21 protein-coding genes are annotated in these 23,714 nt (G+C 42.4%); 16 read left to right on the forward strand and 5 right to left on the reverse strand.

The annotated features are described in order from the left end of the window. Positions 1–5 precede the first annotated feature (5 nt). Positions 6–1,037 (reverse strand): serine hydrolase domain-containing protein, encoded by a 1,032-nt coding sequence (locus AC1DSK_RS10900; protein ID WP_477547145.1) that lies wholly within the window; start codon positions 1,035–1,037, stop codon positions 6–8. 254 nt (positions 1,038–1,291) lie between these two features. Between AC1DSK_RS10900 and AC1DSK_RS10905 the strand changes: the two genes are divergently transcribed. Both AC1DSK_RS10905 and AC1DSK_RS10910 read left to right on the forward strand, forming a co-directional pair. Next, positions 1,292–1,993: a YwaF family protein gene (locus AC1DSK_RS10905; protein WP_477547146.1), complete on the forward strand. Its 702-nt coding sequence runs from the start codon at positions 1,292–1,294 to the stop codon at positions 1,991–1,993. Positions 1,994–2,232: 239 nt separating this feature from the next. Continuing rightward, complete coding sequence (locus AC1DSK_RS10910) at positions 2,233–3,477, forward strand: GGDEF domain-containing protein (RefSeq protein WP_477547147.1); 1,245 nt, start codon at positions 2,233–2,235, stop codon at positions 3,475–3,477. A 39-nt stretch (positions 3,478–3,516) separates the two neighbouring features. On the opposite strand, the gene AC1DSK_RS10915 is transcribed toward AC1DSK_RS10910, so the two are convergent. After that, complete coding sequence (locus AC1DSK_RS10915) at positions 3,517–3,894, reverse strand: YkvA family protein (RefSeq protein ID WP_477547148.1); 378 nt, start codon at positions 3,892–3,894, stop codon at positions 3,517–3,519. A gap of 132 nt (positions 3,895–4,026) precedes the next feature. On the opposite strand from AC1DSK_RS10915, the gene AC1DSK_RS10920 reads away from it, so the two are divergent. Continuing rightward, entirely contained in the window at positions 4,027–4,470 is a 444-nt protein-coding gene (locus AC1DSK_RS10920; protein ID WP_477547149.1) for a MarR family winged helix-turn-helix transcriptional regulator, read from the forward strand. Positions 4,471–4,473: 3 nt separating this feature from the next. After that, entirely contained in the window at positions 4,474–7,074 is a 2,601-nt protein-coding gene (locus tag AC1DSK_RS10925) for an MMPL family transporter (protein WP_477547150.1), read from the forward strand. A 414-nt stretch (positions 7,075–7,488) separates the two neighbouring features. Here AC1DSK_RS10925 and AC1DSK_RS10930 read toward each other — a convergent pair whose 3' ends face one another. After that, on the reverse strand, positions 7,489–7,860 hold the full coding sequence (locus AC1DSK_RS10930; protein ID WP_477547151.1) for a hypothetical protein: 372 nt from the start codon (positions 7,858–7,860) through the stop codon (positions 7,489–7,491). A 155-nt stretch (positions 7,861–8,015) separates the two neighbouring features. Between AC1DSK_RS10930 and AC1DSK_RS10935 the strand changes: the two genes are divergently transcribed. The 3 genes from AC1DSK_RS10935 (at position 8,016) to AC1DSK_RS10945 (ending at position 10,020) form a co-directional block, all read left to right on the forward strand. Further along, positions 8,016–8,966 carry a hypothetical protein gene (locus AC1DSK_RS10935; RefSeq protein ID WP_477547152.1) on the forward strand — a complete coding sequence of 317 codons (951 nt, stop codon included), beginning with the start codon at positions 8,016–8,018 and terminating at the stop codon, positions 8,964–8,966. A gap of 65 nt (positions 8,967–9,031) precedes the next feature. Continuing rightward, entirely contained in the window at positions 9,032–9,532 is a 501-nt protein-coding gene (locus AC1DSK_RS10940; RefSeq protein ID WP_477547153.1) for a DinB family protein, read from the forward strand. A 152-nt stretch (positions 9,533–9,684) separates the two neighbouring features. Beyond that, positions 9,685–10,020, forward strand: coding sequence for a L,D-transpeptidase (locus AC1DSK_RS10945; protein ID WP_477547154.1), 336 nt, complete (start codon positions 9,685–9,687; stop codon positions 10,018–10,020). 59 nt (positions 10,021–10,079) lie between these two features. Here AC1DSK_RS10945 and AC1DSK_RS10950 read toward each other — a convergent pair whose 3' ends face one another. Continuing rightward, on the reverse strand, positions 10,080–11,126 hold the full coding sequence (locus AC1DSK_RS10950; protein WP_477547155.1) for a DUF4097 family beta strand repeat-containing protein: 1,047 nt from the start codon (positions 11,124–11,126) through the stop codon (positions 10,080–10,082). Continuing rightward, entirely contained in the window at positions 11,101–11,442 is a 342-nt protein-coding gene (locus tag AC1DSK_RS10955; RefSeq protein ID WP_342542685.1) for a PadR family transcriptional regulator, read from the reverse strand. The genes AC1DSK_RS10950 and AC1DSK_RS10955 overlap by 26 nt, the downstream gene beginning before the upstream one ends. A gap of 1,432 nt (positions 11,443–12,874) precedes the next feature. On the opposite strand from AC1DSK_RS10955, the gene AC1DSK_RS10960 reads away from it, so the two are divergent. From AC1DSK_RS10960 to clpC, 9 genes are all read left to right on the forward strand, one after another. Continuing rightward, complete coding sequence (locus AC1DSK_RS10960; RefSeq protein ID WP_477547301.1) at positions 12,875–13,168, forward strand: helix-turn-helix domain-containing protein; 294 nt, start codon at positions 12,875–12,877, stop codon at positions 13,166–13,168. A gap of 244 nt (positions 13,169–13,412) precedes the next feature. Beyond that, the gene (gene hutU / locus AC1DSK_RS10965; protein WP_477547156.1) at positions 13,413–15,086 is read left to right on the forward strand and encodes a urocanate hydratase; all 1,674 of its coding nucleotides are present in this window, start codon (positions 13,413–13,415) and stop codon (positions 15,084–15,086) included. Next, on the forward strand, positions 15,083–16,336 hold the full coding sequence (gene hutI / locus AC1DSK_RS10970) for an imidazolonepropionase (protein WP_477547157.1): 1,254 nt from the start codon (positions 15,083–15,085) through the stop codon (positions 16,334–16,336). The genes hutU and hutI overlap by 4 nt, the downstream gene beginning before the upstream one ends. Next, positions 16,337–17,296 (forward strand): agmatinase family protein, encoded by a 960-nt coding sequence (locus AC1DSK_RS10975; protein WP_477547158.1) that lies wholly within the window; start codon positions 16,337–16,339, stop codon positions 17,294–17,296. 1 nt (position 17,297) lies between these two features. Continuing rightward, positions 17,298–18,617, forward strand: coding sequence for a YjiH family protein (locus tag AC1DSK_RS10980; RefSeq protein ID WP_477547159.1), 1,320 nt, complete (start codon positions 17,298–17,300; stop codon positions 18,615–18,617). A 490-nt stretch (positions 18,618–19,107) separates the two neighbouring features. Beyond that, positions 19,108–19,578 carry a CtsR family transcriptional regulator gene (locus AC1DSK_RS10985; RefSeq protein ID WP_016429852.1) on the forward strand — a complete coding sequence of 157 codons (471 nt, stop codon included), beginning with the start codon at positions 19,108–19,110 and terminating at the stop codon, positions 19,576–19,578. Positions 19,579–19,590: 12 nt separating this feature from the next. Then, positions 19,591–20,136 carry a UvrB/UvrC motif-containing protein gene (locus AC1DSK_RS10990; protein WP_016429853.1) on the forward strand — a complete coding sequence of 182 codons (546 nt, stop codon included), beginning with the start codon at positions 19,591–19,593 and terminating at the stop codon, positions 20,134–20,136. Then, entirely contained in the window at positions 20,126–21,226 is a 1,101-nt protein-coding gene (locus AC1DSK_RS10995; RefSeq protein WP_016429854.1) for a protein arginine kinase, read from the forward strand. Before AC1DSK_RS10990 ends, AC1DSK_RS10995 begins: the two co-directional genes overlap by 11 nt. Continuing rightward, a complete protein-coding gene (clpC, locus tag AC1DSK_RS11000) occupies positions 21,216–23,654 on the forward strand; it encodes an ATP-dependent protease ATP-binding subunit ClpC (RefSeq protein ID WP_477547160.1) in 2,439 nt (812 codons plus the stop codon). The genes AC1DSK_RS10995 and clpC overlap by 11 nt, the downstream gene beginning before the upstream one ends. Positions 23,655–23,714 lie beyond the last annotated feature (60 nt).

The raw sequence follows: 23,714 nt of genomic DNA on the forward strand, positions 1-23,714 counted from the left end.
TTTGTCTAGCGGTTGGTCACTTTTGTCCATTCGTCTTCAATGGCCGTCATGATTTTATACGCACCAGAAGACTTATTTGAACAAATCACAACAATGCGGGAATCATCCGGGTAGTATGCCGAGTGAAAACTTACGCCTGGGTCATAGCCCATAACATGATACTTGGTTACGGTCTCGTCTTTTTTATTAATCCAAATCCCATAACCATAGTAGCTGCCTTCTTTTACTTGAACATGTGCCGTAAGCAGGCAATCAGTCATTTCCTTGCTAAGGATTTGATGGTTCATAAGAGATTCCCAGAGACGAGCCATATCGGTAACGGTGACATAAGCGCCGCCATCCGAGCCACCTTTTGCCGGCAGTGAGTACATATTGGTTTTCCAAGTTCCATCAGAATGATCGATGTATCCCCATGCCGTTCTCTCGGGTAGGGAGTCAAAAGAAAAGTAGCCCGAATCTACCATCCCAGCTTTTTTGAAAATGTGTTCTTCCACATAGTCAGTGAAAGGAAGTCCACTTGCTCGTTCCACAATCAACCCTAGCAAAATATAGCCGGAGTTGTTGTAACTGAAACTCTCACCTGGTGTATTTTTCATCGGTTCATTTTGGAAAAGAGGAAGGAAATCCTTCAAGGTCCTGATATGGTACATTGGCGTTTTGATCCACAATTCCTCAAAATCATCCATGATTTCTTCGTCAAAGTAATCAGGAACGCCCGATGTGTGGGTAAGCAAGTGATGGACAGTGACCTTGTCATCAAAATGAGGAAACTTTACATCCAGACAGTCTGTCAATTTGGAGTCGAAGGAAATTTTTTTCTCCTCCACGAGTTGGCAGATGGCGATTGCGGTGAAGAGTTTGCATCCTGAAGCAATTCCATACCTGGTTCTAGACTGATTGTTTATTTCTTCTGCCCGATTGGCATATCCAAAGCTGCGATTAATAAGAACATTCTCGCTTTCCTTTACCAAAACGGTTCCAGAAAAATCATTTTCGCTTTGAAGGGAAACAATTCGATCCATAATCGTGTTTTTCATGTGAGATTCCTCCGTTTCTTTAACTCTATTTACATTGAATGTTTGATGTTACTTCTAGTCTGTCACCCCCTAATCGCAAGGGGACGATCCATATTTGCCATGTTTCGTAAAGCAAATGATGTATCTATTTATTATTCGCCAACCACCTAGTCTCTTCCTTTTTCTTTATGAGAAACTAACTAAAACGAGGATTTCGAGGAATGGAAACGAATAGGTATGTATAGATGGAACGAAAAATGAAATGAGGAAACGCAATGTTGGAACAAGAAGGACCTGCATTTGTTATGTTTTCGACGGCACATCAGATCGTAATTGTGGGATTGGGTCTATTAATTGTTTTGTTATTTGCTTTGAGAAATAAATGGACACTTCAACCTCGCAACATCCAACGAATCGAACGTCTTTTTGCCCTGTCCTTACTAGGCGTGGATATCGCCTATTATATTTGGCTCTTTCAAATCGGAAGATGGAACTGGAGTAGTTCGTTGCCACTCGAATTGTGTAGCATCAGTTTAGCGTTGACCATCGTTCTGCTGTGGACGGGAAATAAGCATGTCTATGATTTTGTTTTCTATGCAGGAATAGGCGGTGCACTTCAAGCAATTGCAACACCAGTATTGGATTTAAGCTTCCCGCATTTTAGGTACTTCCACTTCTTTTACACGCATGCGGGAATTGTCCTTGTAGCGCTATATTTTACATGGGTGAAGGGGTGCCGCCCTACTTTTAAAGGAATCCTCAAGACGATGCTCGCATTGAACGTATTGCTGCCAATCGTGTTTGTCATCAATGTTTTAGTTAACGGAAACTATATGTTTTTACGGACAAAACCGGTGAACGGAAGTCTGCTTGATTACCTGGGACCATATCCATGGTACATCGTATCTCTTGAATTGGTGGCTTTCTTCATTTTCGTATGTTTATGGTTGGTATTCAGAAAAAGGCGTTCAGGATAGGGGGAATTGCACAGTACATTAAAAAGAGGGAACTATATGAGCCAGGACAGTGAGAAATAAAACTTGATAAATCATAAAAAATATTTTGGTCGGACAAAAAGTCTTTTTGGTGATTCGACTAGAATACGCATGTGATGGCTATCAGAAAATAAAGCAAAGAGAAAGTATTCGGAATTTACATTCAATTGGGTAATCTTGTGCTATAATTTTGATATTCATAGTTAAGAAGGTGCACGAAAATGCCGAAATACAAGATTTTTGACGTTTCTTTATTTGTAGCTAGTATAATAGTGGGACTATCGTTTGCACCTATAGAGGTAGATTTAATTAAATTTTTAATAGTCATTTCCATTTATCTAATCTTCTCTGCGATTTATTCTAATATAAAAATACAACAGGGTAATGGCCGCGGTAGTTTCGATTACGGAATATCCTACAGTCAGTCTTTTACATTATTTGCAGGACCATTTGGGCTGTTTATTTTTGAATTCATCCATCGTTTTAATGTGTATTTACAACGGAAATATACTAAAACGGCTGATGCGGATGAATTCACGGATACGCTCTATAACATTGGTTCATTCGTGTTGTACAATACACTCGGCTATCTAATCTTTTTCGCGTTTTACCCGTTTGCGCAAACGATCCCCTTCGGTTACTTCCTTCTGTTTTTTGTGGTCACAGTAATTAACTCCTGGAATGCCCATGGGCTCATGGCGTTTTCTTTTTATTTAATTGGAAATATAAATTCTTGGTCAGAAGTATGGGCTTTCTTAAAAAATAGAACGCTTTTTGATAATGGAAAAGTTGCCATTACAAATGCTCTTTTATATTATTTTGTAATGGAAAGTCAGTGGGAGATGCTGATTGGAATGTTCCTATTAAATTACGTGGTGAGTAAATCCTTTGTTTCGAGACAGGAAAAAGCTCAAAATGAATTGGAACGTGACCGTTTCCGTGAAATGGCTTACACCGATTTCATGACAGGCTTGTCAAACCGGGCTATGATGGACAAGCAAATGGAAGAAATCAATGGCACCGATGAAGTACTTGGAATTGTCGTGGCTGACATTGATAAGTTCAAGCAAATCAATGACAACTACAATCATGCCGTTGGTGACAAGGTCATTCAACATTTTGCGGACATTTTGAAATCTCATACAAGTAAAGATGATTGTGTGTTCCGAAGTGGTGGCGAAGAATTCACGATTTTCTTGCGAGGTCGCAATTATTTAGAATGTCTGGAGTTCCTAAAGTCGGTAAGCACCTATGTAAATGCACACCCAGCTGATGTGGAATATGATGGAAATGAAATATCCATCGTTTATAGCGCATCATTTGGTCTGTATTTCAATAAAATGACGGAAGAATTGCCAATGGAACGTGCCTATATTTACGCTGATCAACTATTATTAAAAGCAAAAGAACAGGGACGCAATCGTCACGTGGTCAAGAATGGTGAGCGATCATCTGTTTATGCATAAGCCGAATCTCCTCGATGTTGTTGAGGAGATTTTTTATGTTCATTTGTAGATAAAAACAAAAGTACCCCACACTAACACAGCAAACCAAATCATGAGAATAATCACCGCAGCAAACCAATTTTTGGGTTTGTCCGATAGCAACTGTTCTTCAGCTAATTTAGTGCTGTCCTGAATGACGATTTGAGGAAGCATTTTCAGTGCAAAATAAATACCGACGGGTACAATCAATACATCATCGACATATCCGAGAATCGGTATGAAGTCGGGAATCAAATCAATTGGGCTAAATGCATAAGCGACGACGGCGACAGTAAATACTTTCACAGGCAAAGAAACACGTGTGTCTTTTGTTGCGAAGTATAGCGTATAAAGAGATTTCTTCATGAAACGTGCCCATTCCTTCAATTTTCTCCACATATGTTGAATCCTCCTTTCTACAATACTTGTTTTTTTTATCATATATCCCGCTCCAATTTGTCACAAGCCTATCATTGACTTTGCATAGTTTACCCCCTAAACTACTACTATTGGTTTAGGGGGTAAACTATTATGGATGAAAGAATAAAAGAAGCGGTATCACTCTTTGAAGAGGTACTCATATATGGGACTGAACGCGTCATTCGAAGTGTGGATGACCCAATATGGAAAGAATATTCACCTGAACAAATTCAAGTATTGAAACTGATTTACAAAGAAGGGGAAATAACATCAAGTCGACTCGCCATTTTGCAAGGCGTACATAAAAGCGCCATATCCAATCGTATAAAAAAACTGATGGAAAAAGAGTTGATTGACACAAAGCCTTCAGGAGATAAGCGAGAGAAGATCCTTGTGCTGACGAGTTTAGGGGGAGATGTCATCAATGAATCAGACCGAGTATTGCATGAATATATTGGAAAATTGATGTCCAATCAAGTTGATGATCGGGAAATTGACCAATTTTTAGTGACGTTCCGCAAGTTAAGAGAAATTTTGAAAATGAATGGAGTCTGACGAATGAAAACGATATTAAAATGGAAATGGCCGATCACCATAGGTTTGCTCGCCATCACGATTCTCTTATTTATCATCGCCCCAAATTTGACGAAACAAGCGGAAGAAGCGGGCTCAATCCAGCTGTCTGGAGATGCGTCGTCACAACAAGCCGCCAAAATGTTGGCGGATGCAGGCGAAAGTGACCAAACGATTTCCGTTGTTGTGGAACTTGATAAAGCACTGATGGATGCTGACCGTGACCAATTGGGCAATATGGCGAAGAAAATCTCAGCACTTTCAGAAACGGTGACCAGTGTCTTAAATCCCGTTGAAAGTGAAGAGCTCGAGAGTCAACTCGTTTCGGAAGATAAAAAAACAGTACTCATTCCCATTACAGTGGATGGGTCTGATGAAGAAGTTAATGATGTTGCACAAGAAATTCGCGATTCAATCATTCCGTCAGACATGACAGCTTACGTGACAGGCGAAGCCATCATCAACAATGATGTTAATAAAAGTGCGCAAGAAGGCTTAAAGCGGACAGAGATTATTACAGTTGTGTTGATTTTTGGTTTGTTGCTTGCGGTTTTCCGTTCGATTGTCACGCCATTCATTCCTTTGGTGGCAGTGGGTCTTACGTATTTATTGAGCCAATCACTTGTGGCATTTTTCATCGATTGGTTTGGTTTCCCGGTTTCTAACTATACCCAGATTTTCTTGGTGGCGATATTGTTCGGGATTGGAACGGACTACTGTATTTTACTGCTGAGCCGTTACAAGGAAGAATTATCTGCTGGCAACTCTGTTGAAGAAGCCATTGTAAACACCTACAAAACTGCCGGCCGTACGTTACTTATCAGCGGTCTTGCTGTATTTATCGGGTTCTTTGCTATTGGTTTTGCTGATTTTCCGATATTTAAATCGGCCGTAGCCGTTGCAGTGGGAATAGCGGTTCTATTGCTCGTGTTGTTTACGATTGTGCCAGTGTTTATGTTGGTATTGAAAGAAAAACTATTCTGGCCTTCGAAAAAATCGGCAGCGCACCACGACAGCGTCTTATGGGGATGGATGAGCAAGCTTTCCGTCAATCGCCCCGTTCTATCTATGCTGGTTGTCGCAATTATGACGGTTCCTTTGTTGCTGACATACGATAATTCCTTGTCATTTAACACGGTGGATGAAATCGGCGGTAACTATGAATCGGTTCAAGGGTTACGCGCCATTGAAAATGGCTTTGGAAAAGGTGACTCTTTGCCTGTTCAGGTTATTATTGAATCGAATGAGAAGCTAGCAAACGAAGAAATGATTCCGTATGTGGAGAGTTTAAGTCAACGCTTTGAACAAATTGAAGGCGTTGAGAAGATTAGAACAGTCACCCGACCTACTGGGGAAATGATCGAAGACTTATATGTCGATCGTCAACTTGGTTTGATGGCGGATGGATTAACAGAAGCTCGCGAAGGACTCACTGAAATCGGAGCGGGTCTTGAGCAAATTCAAAGCGGATTGGCTGGAGCTGGCAATAGTGGTGGACTTGGAGAAGTTGCGGCAGGACTTGGTCAGTTAAACGACCAGTTGGCACTGACAACACAAGGGTTACAACAGACCGGCAATGTTCAACAAACAGTCGGTGCTTTGACTGCGATCAGTGGTCAACTTGGTCAAATTCAGCAAGGCCTTGCCGGAGCAAGTGGCGGCGGTGAAGGATTATCTCAGGTAACTGAGGGGCTTGCAGCTGCCAATAAGGGTCTAACACAAATTGCAAATGGACTTACTGAAGTCAGCGACATGATGAAGGCGATGAGTGAAAGTGATAGTGTGCGTGATACTGGACTGTATATTCCTGCAGGTACACTTGAAAGTGAAGAATTTTCTCAAGTATTGGACCGATATACATTCGCTGATGGCAAGGGGATAAAAATGGAAGTAGTCCTTTCGGATGACCCATATTCTCCCGAAGCCATTAAAACTGTACAACGCTTGAAAGACGCGGCGGCATCCGAAGTAAAAGGAACACCGTTTGAAGATGCAAGCATTGCCTTTGGTGGCATATCGAGCGTAAATAGTGATTTAGCGGATATCTCTTCGAGCGATTTTTCAAGCACTGTCATGATTATGTTGATTAGTTTGTTTGTCGTCTTGACTAACTTATTCCGTTCCATGATCATGCCATTGTTCATGATTGGCTCGTTATTACTGACGTACTTTACGTCAATTGCCATTGCTGAACTGATTTTCGAGAATCTACTTGGATATGACGGCATCAGCTGGGCAGTTCCATTCTTCGGTTTCGTCATGCTGATTGCACTTGGCGTCGATTATTCCATTTTCCTACTCGACCGGTTCCGAGAAGAGGCGGAAAGTGGTTTGTCTGTTCGAGAAGCTATGCGTGTTTCGATGGCCAAAATGGGAACGGTCATCATCACGGCAGCCATCATCTTGGCGGGTACATTCGGTGCAATGATGCCTTCCGGAGTACTAAGCTTGATGCAGATTGCATCAATCGTGGTTATTGGATTATTGCTATACGGCTTGATTGTCTTGCCATTACTCATACCGGCCATTACCGTATCATTTGATCGTGGTGTATGGTGGCCATTCGGCATTAAAAAGAAAAAATAGCTGTAAGAAAAGCCCTTCGAATTATTCTCGAAGGGCTTTTTGATTTACTATGATATTGTTTATCGTACATTTACGCGAGCCGCATGTTCCGCATGAGCCAACAAGTATGAAAACTACATACTTGTGGGTCTCACGCTTCGAAAGTGCTACTCCTGCGGTTACTCGTCGCAAAGAATCGGTCCAAATCAAAACCTTTGGCCAAATTCTTTCCTGCGGAATAACGGGCGGGCAAGACCCCGCAACGAACGAATTGTGCACAATTCGTTTGCGACGAAGCTAGCGCAGCGATGCAGGAGCAATCTATACTGCGCCGAGTAACCGCAGGCGCACCGGTTTTATTAGGAGGCTTGCCAGTTCGTCCGCGGAAAGGGAGCCGATTCATTTCTCTATTTAAAAAAGTATAAGAGAATAAATTTACAACCCAATCGGCAATTGAAAGAGCAGGAAATTGCCTGTCCATTGTTGACTTGCAATGAATACTTTTTCATTGCCCTTTTCAAACAAATAGCTGGAGCCGTGCTGTTCGACAAATTCCCATCCATTCTTTTTCATTCGCTGCTTGAGGGAATTAAGTGCCACATCGAGGGAATCATCCGTTACAAGCCAAACATAGCCGTCTTGCTGTGCCACTTTAGAAAGCGGCAATTCCGATGAGACAGCAAGTTTTGCGACTTCCTGCTTAGTTTTATTAGAAAATGGAAGCTCGGGATAATGAAATTTAGTTGACAAAGCAGCATATACCGCAAGAAGGAACAGTATGACAAACAGAAGTATCCACTTTTTCATCTCAAAACCCATCCCATCCATCACGAAATTAATAGTTACTCATTAGACTCTAAAACTCACTAAAAAGTTCCAACATTTCACTGGATTTCCAAAAAACAAATTAACTGAAACTTCATATCTGGAAATTCGTATAGTAGCTAAGGGAGTGATGGACTATGTGGTCAATGTTTCAACAACGACAATCGGAGCTACAACTATTAATCAATGAACAAGAACGCTTGCAAAAGAAATTAGCTTCTTTTCAAACGGAAATCCTGGAACACACACATAAACGAAATGAACTCGAAAGTAAGCTGACAAAAGAACAACGGGATGTCGCAAAATTGGATGAGTTTTCATTTTCCAACATGATGAGAAAGTGGAAAGGGACGCAGGAAGATGTCCGTAATCAAGAAATGGCTGAAGCAGCTTCAATAGAATTGAAGTGGAACGAAGCGGTGAAGGTGGTACGAGACCTGGAAGTAGAATCAGCTAACATTCGTCAAGCATTAGCAGATGTACAGTTCCAAGACCTTCATGCGAACTGGCAACAGTTAATGATTGAAAAAGAGCGATGGTTGCGAGTCAATTCCCCGCAAGATAAAGCGGTGATGGAAGAACTGTATGACCGCAAAACAGTTGTCCAAACGATGCTTCGTGAAATCGAAGAAGCACGGGATGCAGGAAGTAGAGCAAATGTACTTTTATCCAAAGCAATCAGTCAGCTCGAATCTGCACGCAACTATTCAACATGGGATACGTTTTTGGGTGGCGGAATGATTGTGACTGCGATGAAGCATAGTGCAATCGATGACTCAGAAGATACGATTCATAAAGCACAAATGGCTCTCCATCGCTTCAGAACGGAAGTCAAAGATGTGCAGGCACTTGAAGCCAATTCTTTTATCGTGGAACGCGGAGAGTTTATCAAAATGGCCGATTACTTTTTTGATGATATTTTCAGTGAGTGGACCATTCATTCACGAATATCCAAATCTCAAGGGAACTTGAAAAATACGGTAAAAGAAATCATGAAGGTCATGCACTCATTAGCCGGCAAAAAGCATGTATTGGATGCTGAACTCGTTGACATTGAAGAGAGAAGAAAAAAATTAATCGAAGCGTAAGGAAGGGATTTTGTCTATTGTCACGAAAGATACTTAAGAGGAAAGAGATCTTAAGGAGGTAAATTATGTATCATACAATTGATGAGTTTTTAACTGAATGGACTTACGAAAGTGACTCTACCCAACAAATACTGGACTTGTTTAACGATGATTCGTTAGGAACAAGAGTTAAAGAAGGAGAGCGTTCGTTAGGTTTCCTTGCTTGGCATACGATCGTTTCTATCAATGAAATGATGTCACGTGTCGGACTGAAGTTTGAAGCACCACATCACGATGCACCAATGCCGGAATCAGCAGCAGAAATTGCTGCTGGATACAAACAGGTGAACATGGCATTCAAGGAAGCCATTCGTTCACAATGGACGGATGCCAATCTTTCTGAAGAACACGACATGTATGGCGAAATGTGGACGAATGCTACTACACTGAACGTTCTCGTTAAGCACCAAATCCACCACCGCGGCCAAATGACAATGTTGATGCGCCTGGCAGGACTGCCGATGATCGGAGTGTATGGTCCATCCCGTGAAGAATGGACATCCTATGGGGGCGACGTTCCAAAATAAGGTAAACAAAAGCAACTTCGAAAATGGAGTTGCTTTTTTGTATGCGAAAATCGATGTTCGCCTCATCTATTGAATGACTTTCCAACCTAACGTGGTCATATCCACTTGGCATTCCATATACCTAAAGTAAGTCAATTTTGGGAGATGGAATTATGGTGGTTTGGATTGATGTAAATGTAAGTAAACGCCAGCTGAAACTTTACGACGCCAGTATACTGCTGAAAACGTATCCGATAGCAGTCGGGAAAATGTTAACGCCTACACCGAGAGGAAATTATATTGTTGTGAACAAAGAGTATGACCCAGGTGGCCCATATGGGGTGTTATGGATGGGTTTATCTAAACCACATTACGGAATACACGGCACAAATAATCCCTCGTCCATTGGCAAGAAAGTTTCGCACGGGTGTATTCGGATGTATAACGATGACGTAACGGAGCTTTCATCCTTCGTGCCAATCGGAACAAATGTCTATATACACGCATGAAAAAGAACAAAAAAAGCCCTCACAAGGGGCTTTTTTGATGTCTATATGATTGATGGAAATTAAACGGGTACGTTTGCTTCTTTCTTAAAGACAGTTATTTTCCCGTTATCCGTAGAAAGTTGAACCGTATTCGTGCCACTTCCGAAAGTCGTGCGGGAATTCTTCTCCCCAAACACATCAATTTTTCCATGGTCAACCCTTGCACGAATCGAAACATCTGTCGGATTATTTTCAGTCGCAACCGAAATGCTTCCATTGTCCGTTTCCAAATCAATCATGCGGTCAAGGCTTGTTGTTAAAAGTGAAATCTGTCCGTTATCCGTTCTTCCGGTAATATTTCCATTCACATATTCCATGATGATTCGTCCGTTATCCGTTTCTGTGTGAACCTGTTCGGCATCGACATTCCGCATTTCAATTCTGCCATTGTCCGTCTCGGTAGTTAGTTTGTCGACTTGAACGTTATCGATTGCTATACGGCCATTATCTGTTTCAACGTCCAGAACCATTGCTGCAATTTCTTTTATTTCAATGCTTCCGTTGTCAGAAGTTGCTTTCACTGTTTTTCCAAGAACTTTTATCGCTACAATGCCTCCATTATCTGTCTTCATGGAAATAGCTGTATATAGTTTTTTAGGGAGAGCCACATTGACCTTTACGCCTTTGAAGATCTGAAGAAATCCAAAGAATGCAAATTTGGGGGCTTTTAGGTCAATCGATAGTGTGTCTCCAATAACGTCTGCTGTTAATGCTAATTTTTCATGCGCGTTTACTAGCTCAATAGTGGTGACATCTGAATCAGATGGATATACATGTAAAGAGCCAATTTTGATGTTCATGGCAACTTTTGTGAAGTTATCATTCGTTATATGAATCATTTTCGTGTCTGTATTTGTATCAATTTTCTCGGGCACATAATTGGCAAGAAGTTCTTCAGCAATTTCTTTTGGAGAGCCAAGGGACGCGGCAATTTCGCTATCTGATTTACCATCTACACGTCCATCCGTAAAATACTCTTTAATATCCTGGAAAATATCGTTTCTTTCATCGGAAGGAAGTTTAGTCAAAGCCATTTCAAGTTCATTTAGAAATTGTTGTTCCGTCATCTTTTACACTCTCCTCAATCAAAGTATTCACGCCGTTTGTGAAGCTTTTCCATTCATTTAACTGTTCCTGTAAATACGTTCTGCCTAAATCGGTCAGTTTGTAATATTTTCGGGAAGGACCTTCTGTAGACTCTTGTAAATAAGTAGTGAAATAACCTTCCTTGGTCAGACGTCGCAATAACGGATATACAGATCCCTCGGAAATTGATATTTGGTCCGAGATTTTTTGTACAAGTTCATACCCATATCGATCTTTTTGATCCAATAACACAAGTACGCAAAGATTAAGTACGCCTTTCTTGAATTGAATATTCACCTTAAACCCCCTCCTTCCACTACTAGACAATGTGCAGTACTGTTGAGAACAATATATCATGTAGTATTATTCTATGCAAGGTACTGGAAAATAATTATTTTTTTTGTGAAAGGGATTGCTGTTTATCTTTGAGATTTTTCAAAAGTTCTTGCTTATGAAGAGAGCAGACATGACAATGTACGTATATTCTTTACCTGTACCTAAAGTGTTTTCGGGCACTTTTTATAGATGGTTGTGCGAATGATAAGTAATGGAAGAAGGGGTTTTCTTTATGTATGTATACGTTCTGACGAAGGACTCACTAGAAGCACAAGGCATAAAATGGATGATTTCTTCGCAGCTGCGAGATGTTTTTGTGGAGTTGGGGGACTCAGTCACTACTCTACAAAAAGATATGGTTTCCAGGGAATTTGATTTTTATATTATTGATATGGACTTATGGTCTGCCTCGGAAGAAAGTATCCTGCCTTCAGGAGCGAGGTGGCTAGGGGTATCCTCAGATCGAACGTTTCAGACTGCATACCGTGCACTTAAACATAAAGCGGAAGATTTATTGTTCCGTCCTTTCCAGCCCGAACATCTGATTAAGCATATCCAGCAAACGCGTTTTCGTGTACGTAACGAAAAGAAAGGGATTCCTCAACTTGATTCATTTCAAGAATCGAATTTTACATATGAAGATTTATTGTTGGCGAAAACGTACCCAAGGACTTCTGTACTCTTAAGTGCAATTGTTCCTGCGAGTCGAGAAGAGGGAACACAATTGGTGAAATCGCTGGAAGAGTTCGCATTCCCCTCGCATTTTGAACTATTTCCGTTTACCGATTTTATTGTTGTTGTACACCGACTACCTGAACTTGAAAGCATGCAGGAAGCCTATCTGGCGTTTTATGCGTCTTGGAAACGCCAATCCAATACACTGTTGTCCATTTACTTATACGAATCACCTGGCGACCAAGATATTCGTTCACTTTATCAAAAAATGCGTCGCTTCCAAGAACGTGTTTTTTATGATGGCTATGATATTTTATCCGTTGAAGCTGAAGATTTAACGTGGTGTGAAATGGATCCGTTTTTGTCTCCCATAGAGCAACGGATGTGGATTGAAATGCTAGGAAAACAGGACGTTAAAGCAATTCGTCAATGGTTGGAGCAAGATTTTCTAACCCTTGAAGCACCTTACCCGGATCCTGAAATGGTGCGAATCCGTTTGACTAGTGTTCTTGCGCAAATCAGAAGATATATGTCGGCCAATTCGATTCAAAATCCCCCCCTTGAAAAACAGTACCATCAACTATTTCAAGACATCATCCGCGAGCCGGTTATGTATCACATCATTCAAAGCTTTGGTGACTTCACAGCGGATTTGATGAAAGTAACAAGTTTAGTGGAATCAGGGACGTCTAATTTCTCAGATAGAGTAAGAATGATGATGGAATCAAATTATTGGGATTCGAATTGGAACTTGGCGGCTTGTGCAGATGCTTTGCAAATGAATAAAAGCACATTAAGTCGAAGGTTTTCGAAAAGTACAGGCAAGAATTTCAGGGAAACGCTACAAGAAATTCGCCTTGGAGAAGCAAAACGATTATTAAAAGAAACAAACGCATCTTTAGAAGATGTATCGAGATTGGCGGGTTTCACACATCAATCTTATTTCAATGCGAAGTTCAGAGCATCAACTGGGAAAACCCCAACCCAGTATCGATTTAATTGGGGAAGATGAATCGAGTTTTTCGATTATAAATTAGATTCTCTGGTTATATCATTAGTTGTCTCTTTGGAGAAAAAATTATTTTACAAGGCCGATTATCCAATCGGTCTTTTTTGTATTGAAACGGGAATAAATTATAAAAATCTTTTCAAATCAAAGAAATAATTCAATAAAACATAAAAAATAAACTAAATTATAAATAAATTATCAGAACTTTCACGATACAATGAAACTATTAATAAGGGGGCGAATGAAAATGAAAGCGAATACAACTGATCGAGTTATCCAATATAGAGGAACAGAATTGAACACGAAAGGATGGCAACAAGAAGCCGCACTTCGTATGTTAAGCAACAATTTACATCCAGATGTGGCAGAGCATCCTGAAGATTTAGTGGTATACGGAGGAATCGGTAAAGCGGCGCGTAACTGGGAAAGCTTCGACGCTATTGTGCGCTCATTAAAAGAGTTGGAGAACGATGAAACCTTGCTTGTTCAATCCGGAAAACCGGTTGCGATTTTCAAAACTCATACAGATGCACCACGTGTGTTGATTGCGAATTCGAATATTGTACCAGCCTACGCAAACTGGGAAACGTTCCATGAGCTAGATAAAAAAGGCTTGATGATGTACGGCCAAATGACAGCTGGTAGCTGGATTTATATCGGATCACAAGGGATTGTCCAAGGAACATATGAAACATTTGCTGAACTGGCAAAACAACATTTCGGAGAATCGTTGAAAGGTACCATTACATTGACGGCTGGTCTTGGTGGTATGGGCGGTGCTCAACCATTAGCAGTAACAATGGCTGGCGGGGTTTGTATTGGTATTGAAGTAGACGAGACGCGTATCGATCGACGTATTGAAACGCGCTATACTGACGTAAAAACAGATTCGTTGGATGAAGCAATCCGTTTAGCGGAAGAGGCAAAAGCGGAAGGAAAAGCGTTATCGATTGGGTTGCTTGGCAATGCGGCAGACGTCTTACCGGAAATGATCGCACGTGGCTTTATTCCGGATGTGTTAACGGATCAAACTTCTGCACATGATCCATTGAACGGCTATATCCCATCAAAAATGTCATTGGAAGAAGCAGCGAAGCTCCGTTCAGAAAACCCGACGGAGTACGTCAAGCTTTCTAAAGCATCGATGGCGAAGCATGTTTCTTCAATGGTAGAGATGATGGACAAAGGCGCCATTACTTTTGATTACGGCAACAACATCCGTCAAGTGGCAAAAGATGAAGGGGTTGAACGTGCGTTTGACTTCCCAGGATTCGTTCCAGCTTACATTCGACCACAGTTCTGTGAAGGTAAAGGACCATTCCGTTGGGTAGCACTTTCTGGTGACCCGGAAGATATCCGCAAAACAGACGAAGTGATTTTACGCGAATTCAGCTACAACAAGCATTTATGTAACTGGATTAAAATGGCTCAGGAGAAAATTCAGTTCCAAGGCCTTCCTTCACGCATTTGTTGGTTGGGATACGGCGAACGTGCACGTTTCGGGAAAATCATTAACGATATGGTAGCAAGCGGCGAATTGAGTGCGCCAATCGTTATCGGACGTGACCATTTGGACTCAGGATCAGTAGCTTCACCGAATCGTGAAACAGAAGCAATGAAAGACGGCTCGGACGTTGTTGCGGATTGGCCGATTTTGAACGCGATGGTCAATGCAGTGGGCGGCGCGACATGGGTATCCGTTCACCATGGCGGTGGTGTAGGCATGGGCTATTCCATTCATGCCGGGATGGTCATTTTAGCTGACGGTACAAAAGAAGCAGAAGTTCGTTTGGAACGTGTATTAACTACGGATCCAGGAATGGGTATCGTCCGTCACGTCGATGCAGGCTATGATTTGGCGATTGAGGCTGCGCGTGAAAGAGGCGTCAACATTCCGATGCTAAAGGGGTCTGAAGCATGATACCGGTTTGGATAAAAAATGCGGCACAACTTGTAACGGTAGCCGGTGAAAACGGCCCCCGAGTTCGGGAAGGAATGTCTGACCTCGGGTTAATCGCAGATGGCAGTGTGTGGATGGAAAAAGGAAAAGTAGTGGCGGTGGGCACGACGTCTGAGCTTGAAGCCTTATATGGCACACGTGCCCATGAAGCGGATATTATCGATGCGACAGGGCGTTTAGTGACACCGGGGCTGGTCGATCCACATACGCACATAGCATATGGAGGAAGCCGCGAACGTGAATTCGAAATGCGTCTCGAAGGTGCAACGTACATGGAAATCATGAATGCTGGTGGCGGTATTCATGCGACAACACGTATGACACGTGAGGCGTCAGAAGACGAACTGGTAGAACAAACAACGCGCCGCCTGGACTCGTTCCTTGAGCATGGTGTGACAACCGTGGAAGGCAAAAGTGGCTACGGACTAGATTTGGAAACGGAATTGAAACAACTGCGAGTGATGAAACGATTGAATGAAAGTCATCCGATTGACTTGGTTCCAACGTTTATGGGCGCACATGCAGTCCCTCAGGAATATAAAGGACGAGAAGACGAGTTTATCGATCTTTTGGTAAATGACATGTTGCCGAAAGTGGCGGAAGAAAAATTAGCTATTTTTAACGATGTTTTTTGCGAAGTCGGAGTATTCACACCAGAACAGTCCGAACGAATTTTAGAAGCAGGCAAAAAACTCGGCTTGATTCCCAAAATTCATGCTGATGAAATTGAGTCTTACGGTGGCGCGGAACTGGCTGCAAAAGTCGGTGCAATTTCAGCGGAACATCTATTGAAAGCATCTGATGAAGGTGTGAGTTTAATGGCTGAAGCAGGCGTCATTGCCTGTCTTTTGCCAGCGACAGCTCTGTATTTACGTGAAGAAGCAGCAAAAGGCCGTGCGATGATTGATGCAGGTGTAGCCGTAGCAATCTCGACAGACTGCAATCCTGGTTCGTCACCAACGACTTCGATGCCTTTGGTCATGAATTTGGCCTGCATCTCTATGCGTCTAACTCCGGCAGAAGCATTGGTTGCCGCAACGATGAACGCTGCGTGTGCCATTGGCATGCAAGAGAAAGTCGGTTCATTGGAAGCTGGCAAACAAGCGGATGTCGTAATGTGGAATGTATCCAATTACCAGGAGCTGCAATATCTTTTCGGCGTGAATCACGTTGGTTCAGTGTGGAAAAAAGGCGTGCAGGTGGTGGGTTAAATGAAACATTTACAACCGCCTGAATGGTCGTGGCGCGATACTTCTGGAGATTTCGTTCATCAGTGGGTAAAACCGCTTGCTGAACAGTCTCCGGACATGGTGATTTATGGCGCGCCCATTTCCCGTTCTTCAATCAGTGTTTCCGGCGCTTCCTTATATACAATGGAATTCCGCAAATTGTGGAAAGGGTTCTCCACGTATAACTTAGATGAGGACTTGGATTTATCTAGCTACATCGTTCGTGATGCGGGAGATGTCGTTATGCATACGACCGATATTTTAATGTCACATGAACGTATTGAAGACACGACATATGAATTAGTCCGCACATTTGAGCGATCAACTACATGTTTAATTGGTGGAGATCATTCTGTAACTGCATGTGCGGTAAGAGGTCTTAAGAAGGCCTACCCAGACGAGCGGATTGGCATTTTACAACTAGATACACATCTAGATGTGCGCGACCCGGCCGATTTGGGACCTGCAAATGGCACGCCCATTCGTCAACTGATTGATGGGGGCACTGTCTACGGGGAAGATGTCGTCAATATTGGTCTTCACGGGTACTTCAACGCAGCACCATTGGTGGCTTATGCGAAGGAACACGGTATTCGAATGATTACTTTACGTAAAGCACGTGAGCTAGGGGTGGCTCAGTGCGTCGAAGAACAATTAAAGGAATTAGCACAACGAGTGGACCGCGTATACGTAACTGTCGATATGGATGTGTTGGACATTGCAGTCGCACCGGGTGTTCCCGCTTCTACACCAGGAGGCATGACGGCGGAAGAGCTATTCCAAAGTTTAGTGCGGATTGGCCAACAGGATGCGGTTCGACATATCGATTTTGTATGTCTAGATCCAACACGAGATGTACCGACAAGCGCCACGGTTAAAACAGGAGTGTATGCATGGTTGGAATTTATCACGGGGAGAGTTCTATCACAAAGGGGGATTTAATATGCAACAAGTGGGAGAACGTTCAAAAATACGTTCAAGTACGGGGATGTGGAAGTTTTTTGTATACAGTTTTATTGGTACGTTCATGTTTTTCGTGCCGGTCACAATTGGTGAAAAAAATTCAATCATGCTTGACCACATCGTGTCATGGATTCAAGCAAATGCAACTGGGGTTTTACCATATTACTCATTAGCACTTATTCTAGCTGGCGCATTATATCCGTTTTACTCGGGGACCTGGAAAAAATCGACCGTCGACATGGTGTTTTCATTCTTTAAAATCATAGGTTTAGTCGTTGGGATTATGATTGTTTTTGGATTTGGTCCGGCGTGGTTATTTGCTCCTGATATGGGACCGTTCTTGTTCGATAAATTAGTGATTTCCGTAGGTTTATTAGTCCCTATCGGGGCGGTATTTTTAGCATTATTAGTAGGTTATGGATTACTTGAATTTATTGGGGTTCTAATGCAACCGATTATGCGACCAATTTGGCGAACACCGGGTCGATCTGCAATTGACGCAGTAGCTTCTTTCGTTGGTTCATATTCATTGGGCTTGCTAATTACGAATCGTGTTTATAAAGAAGGAAAATACACAGCACGAGAAGCAGCAATTATTGCAACGGGCTTCTCGACTGTATCTGCTACGTTCATGGTTATCGTTGCGAAAACACTTGGCTTAATGGATATGTGGAATTTGTACTTTTGGGTAACACTAATCGTCACGTTCATCGTGACGGCAATTACAACTCGCATCTGGCCGCTGAATCGTATTAAAGACGATTACTATGAAGGCAGTGTGCCACAACCAGAGGTGAAACCTGAAGGCAGTCGCTTGACAGCCGCTTGGAATGAAGCGCAGGAAACCGTTAAACAAGCACCTAGTTTACTTGAGAACATATGGGAGAACTTGCGAGACGGCTTATTAATGGCTATGGCGATTTTACCATCAATTTTATCAATTGGATTACTTGGTTTAGTGTTAGCGGAATTCACGCCGATATTTGACTGGATCGGTTACATCTTCTATCCGTTCACCTACATTTTGCAGCTTCCTGAACCAATGCTAGTCGCAAAAGCAAGTGCACTTGGAATAGCTGAAATGTTCCTACCTGCATTGCTGGTTGTGAAATCGGGGATGATTGTAAAATTCGTAATTGCGGTTGTATCTATATCGTCCATCATTTTCTTCTCTGCAGTTGTTCCTTGCATCGTGGCAACAGAAATTCCGATTTCAATACCGAAATTAATCGTTATCTGGGTTCAACGTGTCATTCTGACTTTAATCATTGTTACGCCGATTGCTTTCATGCTGTTTTAATAGAAGTGCCATCCTTGCATAAAAGGATGGCACTTTTTTGTGTAACAGGAGCGTAGCGGAAACAAAGACCATTAAATCATGTCTCTAAAAGTTAACTAGGATGTGAGACGTGTTTGAGCGATAATCTTGCTCGTTTGATTGATAAATTCGCAAATTTGAACGATAAATCTCTAGATTGAGCGATAAACACTTCAGTTTGATTGATAAAATTTCACAAACTTAAAGTAGGCAGTGAAATCGTCACACTATCCGAGTAGAGATTAATAATATCTGAATATTCTTGCTAGAATTTTCACTTAAGAAAATAGCTTTTTATTTTAGAAAAAACGGAACGAAAGCATATGAATTGCACACTCCCTATCTCCCCTTATATAATAAAGTCAAAGTTAGTCAAAGTCAGGTGCATGGTGCATCCTATTGGAATGCCCACGTAAAATATAGCCACTAACCTTGAATCGCACTCAGAGTTAATTGATCAGGAGGTGATTGCATGCGGAATATATCAGATATTATTGAAGGGTATTTAAAGAAAGTTATCGAATTAGATGAAAAAGGGCATGTTGAGATAAAACGCAGTGAGATTGCGGAGCAGTTTCAATGTGTGCCTTCACAAATTAATTATGTGATTAATACGCGCTTCACCGCTGACCGCGGTTACCTCGTTGAAAGTAAGCGAGGGGGCGGGGGGTATATTCGAATAGTTCGGGTACGCGCTCATACGAAGGCTGATTTAATTGAAACCATTCTGGCAAGTTTAGAGCGTGGAGCTTCTCAAACGATGACGGAAGATATTATCTTTCGTTTAATCGATGAGAATGTAGTGACGAAGCGTGAGGCGAAAATGATGCTCGCGGCACTCGATCGTACAACTCTCAATACCCCATTGCCGCATCGAGATGAATTGCGTTCACGCATATTGCAAGCGATGCTTATGACATTCAAGTATGAACAGTTAAAGTGAGGCGAGCGCGAGATGATTTGTGAGAATTGTAAACATCGTCCGGCAAAAGTTACCGTGACGCAAATACAAAATGGAGAACAGGTGCAACGACATTATTGTGAGGTCTGCGCAAAAAATTTCCATCCGTTTCATTTGGATTTTCAGCAGGATCCACTTTCGCTACATCAGTTATTGTCCAATTGGTTTGGCGTCCCGGAAAGCAAACAAGTTCAACAAAAACCTCAACCAGAAGCTAAGACATGCAGTTCATGTGGATGGACATTCCGACAGTTTTTAAACCAAGGGAAGTTTGGGTGTGCACATTGTTATGAAAGCTTTCACGAACAATTACCCGACGTCTTCAAAAAATTGCACAACGGCAATGTGAAACATGTGGGGAAAGCGCCAGGTACATTTGGCCAAACACTGCAATTGAAAAAACAAATTGAAGCAATTCGCACGTCCATGCGCACGGCGATTGAGATTGAAAATTTTGAAGAGGCGGCACGACTTCGGGATGAAGCTCGCTCGTTAGAGGAACAGCTGCACAGCGGAGGTGAAAACCGCGATGTCCATTGAACGTTTTCTGAATAATTCCGTTACAAGTTGGATGGCCGGCGAGGGAGAGCATGCAGATATCGTGATGAGCACGAGAATCCGGCTCGCCCGAAATTTAACAGGTTACCGATTTCCACTTTCTTTTACGGAAAATGAAGCGCTGCAAGTAGATCAAGCGATTTCCTCAGTTTTACTTGATGCAGAAGCGGAACTTGAGTCGACCTTTTCGTATATAGATATAAAAGAGCTATCTGCGCTCAATCGGCAAGTGCTGGTTGAAAAGCATTTAATCAGTCCGAAATTGGCTCACTCGGAAATAGCAGGGTCCGTTTTATTATCAGATGATGAAGCGGTCAGTGTGATGGTCAATGAAGAAGATCATATTCGCATACAATGTATTTTCCCGGGAATGCAGTTAAACGAAGCATGGCGTCAGGCAAACCATATAGATGACGTCCTTGAAAAAGAACTGCCCTATGCATTTGATGAACAGTTTGGCTATTTAACGAGTTGTCCGACGAATACGGGCACTGGCCTGCGGGCATCGGTGATGATGCATTTACCAGCACTCACGATGACAAAACAAATGGATCGCATTGTAACAGCGATTACACGTCTCGGGATGGTCGTACGCGGCATCTACGGAGAAGGTAGCGAAGCCCTCGGCAATGTGTATCAAGTATCAAATCAAACAACTCTCGGGAAATCAGAAGAAGATATCTTAACTGATTTGCAAAGCATCACTGAACAAATTATTCAAAAAGAACGTGAAGCAAGAGCGGCTCTCTTACATACGAGACCGAATGTATTGGAAGATCGTCTGTATCGTTCACTTGGTGTTTTGACGTATGCACGGCTTTTAACAACAGAAGAAGCGGGACGCTGTTTATCAGACGTGCGTCTTGGCATCGATCTCGGTTTGATTAAAGGTGTCGATGTTTCAATTTTGAATGAATGCATGGTTTTCATGCAACCAGGTTTTTTACAGAAGTATGCAGATACGTCCCTGCAACCCGAAGAACGCGATGTATTTCGGGCAAAGTTGTTTAGGGAACGGTTGCAAGTAGACAATAATTTAGACAATGAAGGAGAGGAACCTCATGATGTTTAATCGATTTACACAACGCGCACAAAAAGTACTCCAATTAGCTCAAGAAGAAGCCATTCGTATGAAGCACGAGTCAATTGGTACTGAACATATATTATTAGGATTAATTCGAGAGGGTGGCGGAATTGCTGCCAAAGCAATGGAAGCAATCGAAGTCAGCCCGCAAATGATTGAAGAAGGCATTGAAGAACTGGTAGGAATGGGAACTGGTGACGTAGGTCCAATCGTTCATTACACACCACGTGCGAAGAAAGTCATTGAGTTATCAGTAGACGAATCGCGTAAACTGGGCCATTCATACATCGGCACAGAGCATTTATTGCTGGCATTGATTCGCGAAGGTGAAGGTGTAGCTGCTCGTGTGCTTAACAATTCAGGTGTCAGCTTGAATAAAGCACGTCAACAAGTGCTGCAATTACTGGGTAGCAACGATCATGTTCAAGCGAACAGCGGAAACAATCCTGCTGCGAGCACACCAACTCTTGATAGCTTGGCTCGTGATTTAACACAAATCGCACGCGAAGGAAGCTTGGATCCTGTCATTGGACGTAGCAAAGAAATCACGCGTGTCATTGAAGTGTTATCACGTCGTACGAAAAATAACCCTGTTCTTATTGGGGAACCGGGTGTCGGTAAAACAGCTATCGCTGAAGGTTTGGCACAACAAATCGTGCAAAATGAAGTACCGGAAATTCTGCGTGACAAACGCGTCATGACATTGGATATGGGGACAGTTGTTGCGGGTACAAAATACCGTGGTGAGTTTGAAGATCGCTTGAAAAAAGTGATGGATGAAATTCGCCAAGCGGGTAACGTCATTCTATTTATCGATGAGCTTCACACATTGATTGGTGCCGGTGGTGCAGAAGGCGCTATTGATGCTTCAAATATCTTGAAACCGTCACTTGCTCGTGGCGAACTTCAATGTATTGGTGCAACAACGCTTGATGAATACCGTAAATATATTGAAAAAGATGCTGCTTTGGAGCGTCGTTTCCAACCGATTCAAGTGGATGAACCTTCAGTTGAAGAGTCCATTCAAATCATCAAAGGACTTCGTGATCGTTATGAAGCCCATCACCGTGTGAAAATTACGGATGAAGCGATTACTGCAGCGGCTAAAATGTCAGACCGTTACATTTCCGACCGTTTCTTACCGGACAAAGCCATTGATTTAATTGATGAAGCCGGTTCGAAAGTGCGTTTGCGTTCATACACGACACCGCCGAATTTGAAAGAACTGGAAACTCGTTTAGAAGCAATCCGTTCGGAGAAAAACGCGGCAGTTCAAAGCCAGGAGTTTGAAAAAGCAGCATCATTCCGTGATACGGAACAAAAGCTGAAAGAAGAACTCGAAAGCACGAAGAAGTCTTGGAAAGAAGAACAAGGCAGAGCCGAATCTGAAGTAACTGTGGAAGATATCGCGGCAGTTGTGTCCATGTGGACGGGAATTCCGGTTTCAAAACTGGCACAAACCGAGTCTGAGAAATTATTGAAATTAGAAGATACATTGCACCAACGTGTTATCGGTCAAGCGGAAGCAGTTACAGCGATTTCTCGTGCAGTACGCCGAGCACGCGCTGGATTGAAAGATCCAAAACGTCCAATTGGTTCATTCATTTTCCTTGGGCCAACTGGTGTCGGTAAAACAGAACTTGCCCGTGCACTTGCAGAGAGCATGTTTGGTGACGAAGATGCAATGATTCGTGTCGACATGTCCGAGTACATGGAAAAACACTCGACTTCACGACTTGTCGGTTCACCTCCTGGTTACGTTGGATTTGAAGATGGCGGCCAATTGACAGAAAAAGTTCGTCGCAAACCGTATTCTGTTATTCTTTTAGATGAAATCGAGAAAGCACATCCAGATGTCTTCAATATTTTGTTGCAAGTGTTGGAAGATGGTCGCCTAACTGATTCTAAAGGACGCACAGTCGACTTCCGCAACACGGTTGTTATTATGACATCCAACGTTGGCGCGGAAGCGTTGAAGAAAAACAAATACGTCGGCTTCAACTTGCAAGACGGCGAACAGAAATACAAAGACATGAAAGGCAAAATGCTCGAAGAGTTGAAAAAAGCCTTCCGTCCTGAATTCTTAAACCGCGTTGATGAAATGATTGTGTTCCATTCTTTAGAAAAAGAACACTTGAAAGAAATCGTAACATTAATGACAGCTCAATTAACGAAACGCTTGAAAGAGCAGGAAATTGAGCTTGTGTTAACAGAAGCGGCTCAAGAAAAAATCACAAAAGAAGGGTACGACCCAGAGTACGGTGCACGTCCGCTCCGTCGTGCACTTCAAAAACACGTGGAAGATCGCTTGTCTGAAGAACTATTAAAAGGTACGGTGTTGACAGGAAACAATATTGTGTTCGATGTTGAAAACGATGAATTTATCGTTCGTAAAAAAGAAGCAGTAACAGAATAAAACTATTGGAGCATTCCGGCGAGGCTGTTCGGAATGCTCTTTTTTACATAATGCTCTATG

The sequence above is a fragment of the Paenisporosarcina sp. P4_B8 genome (genome assembly GCF_056402175.1).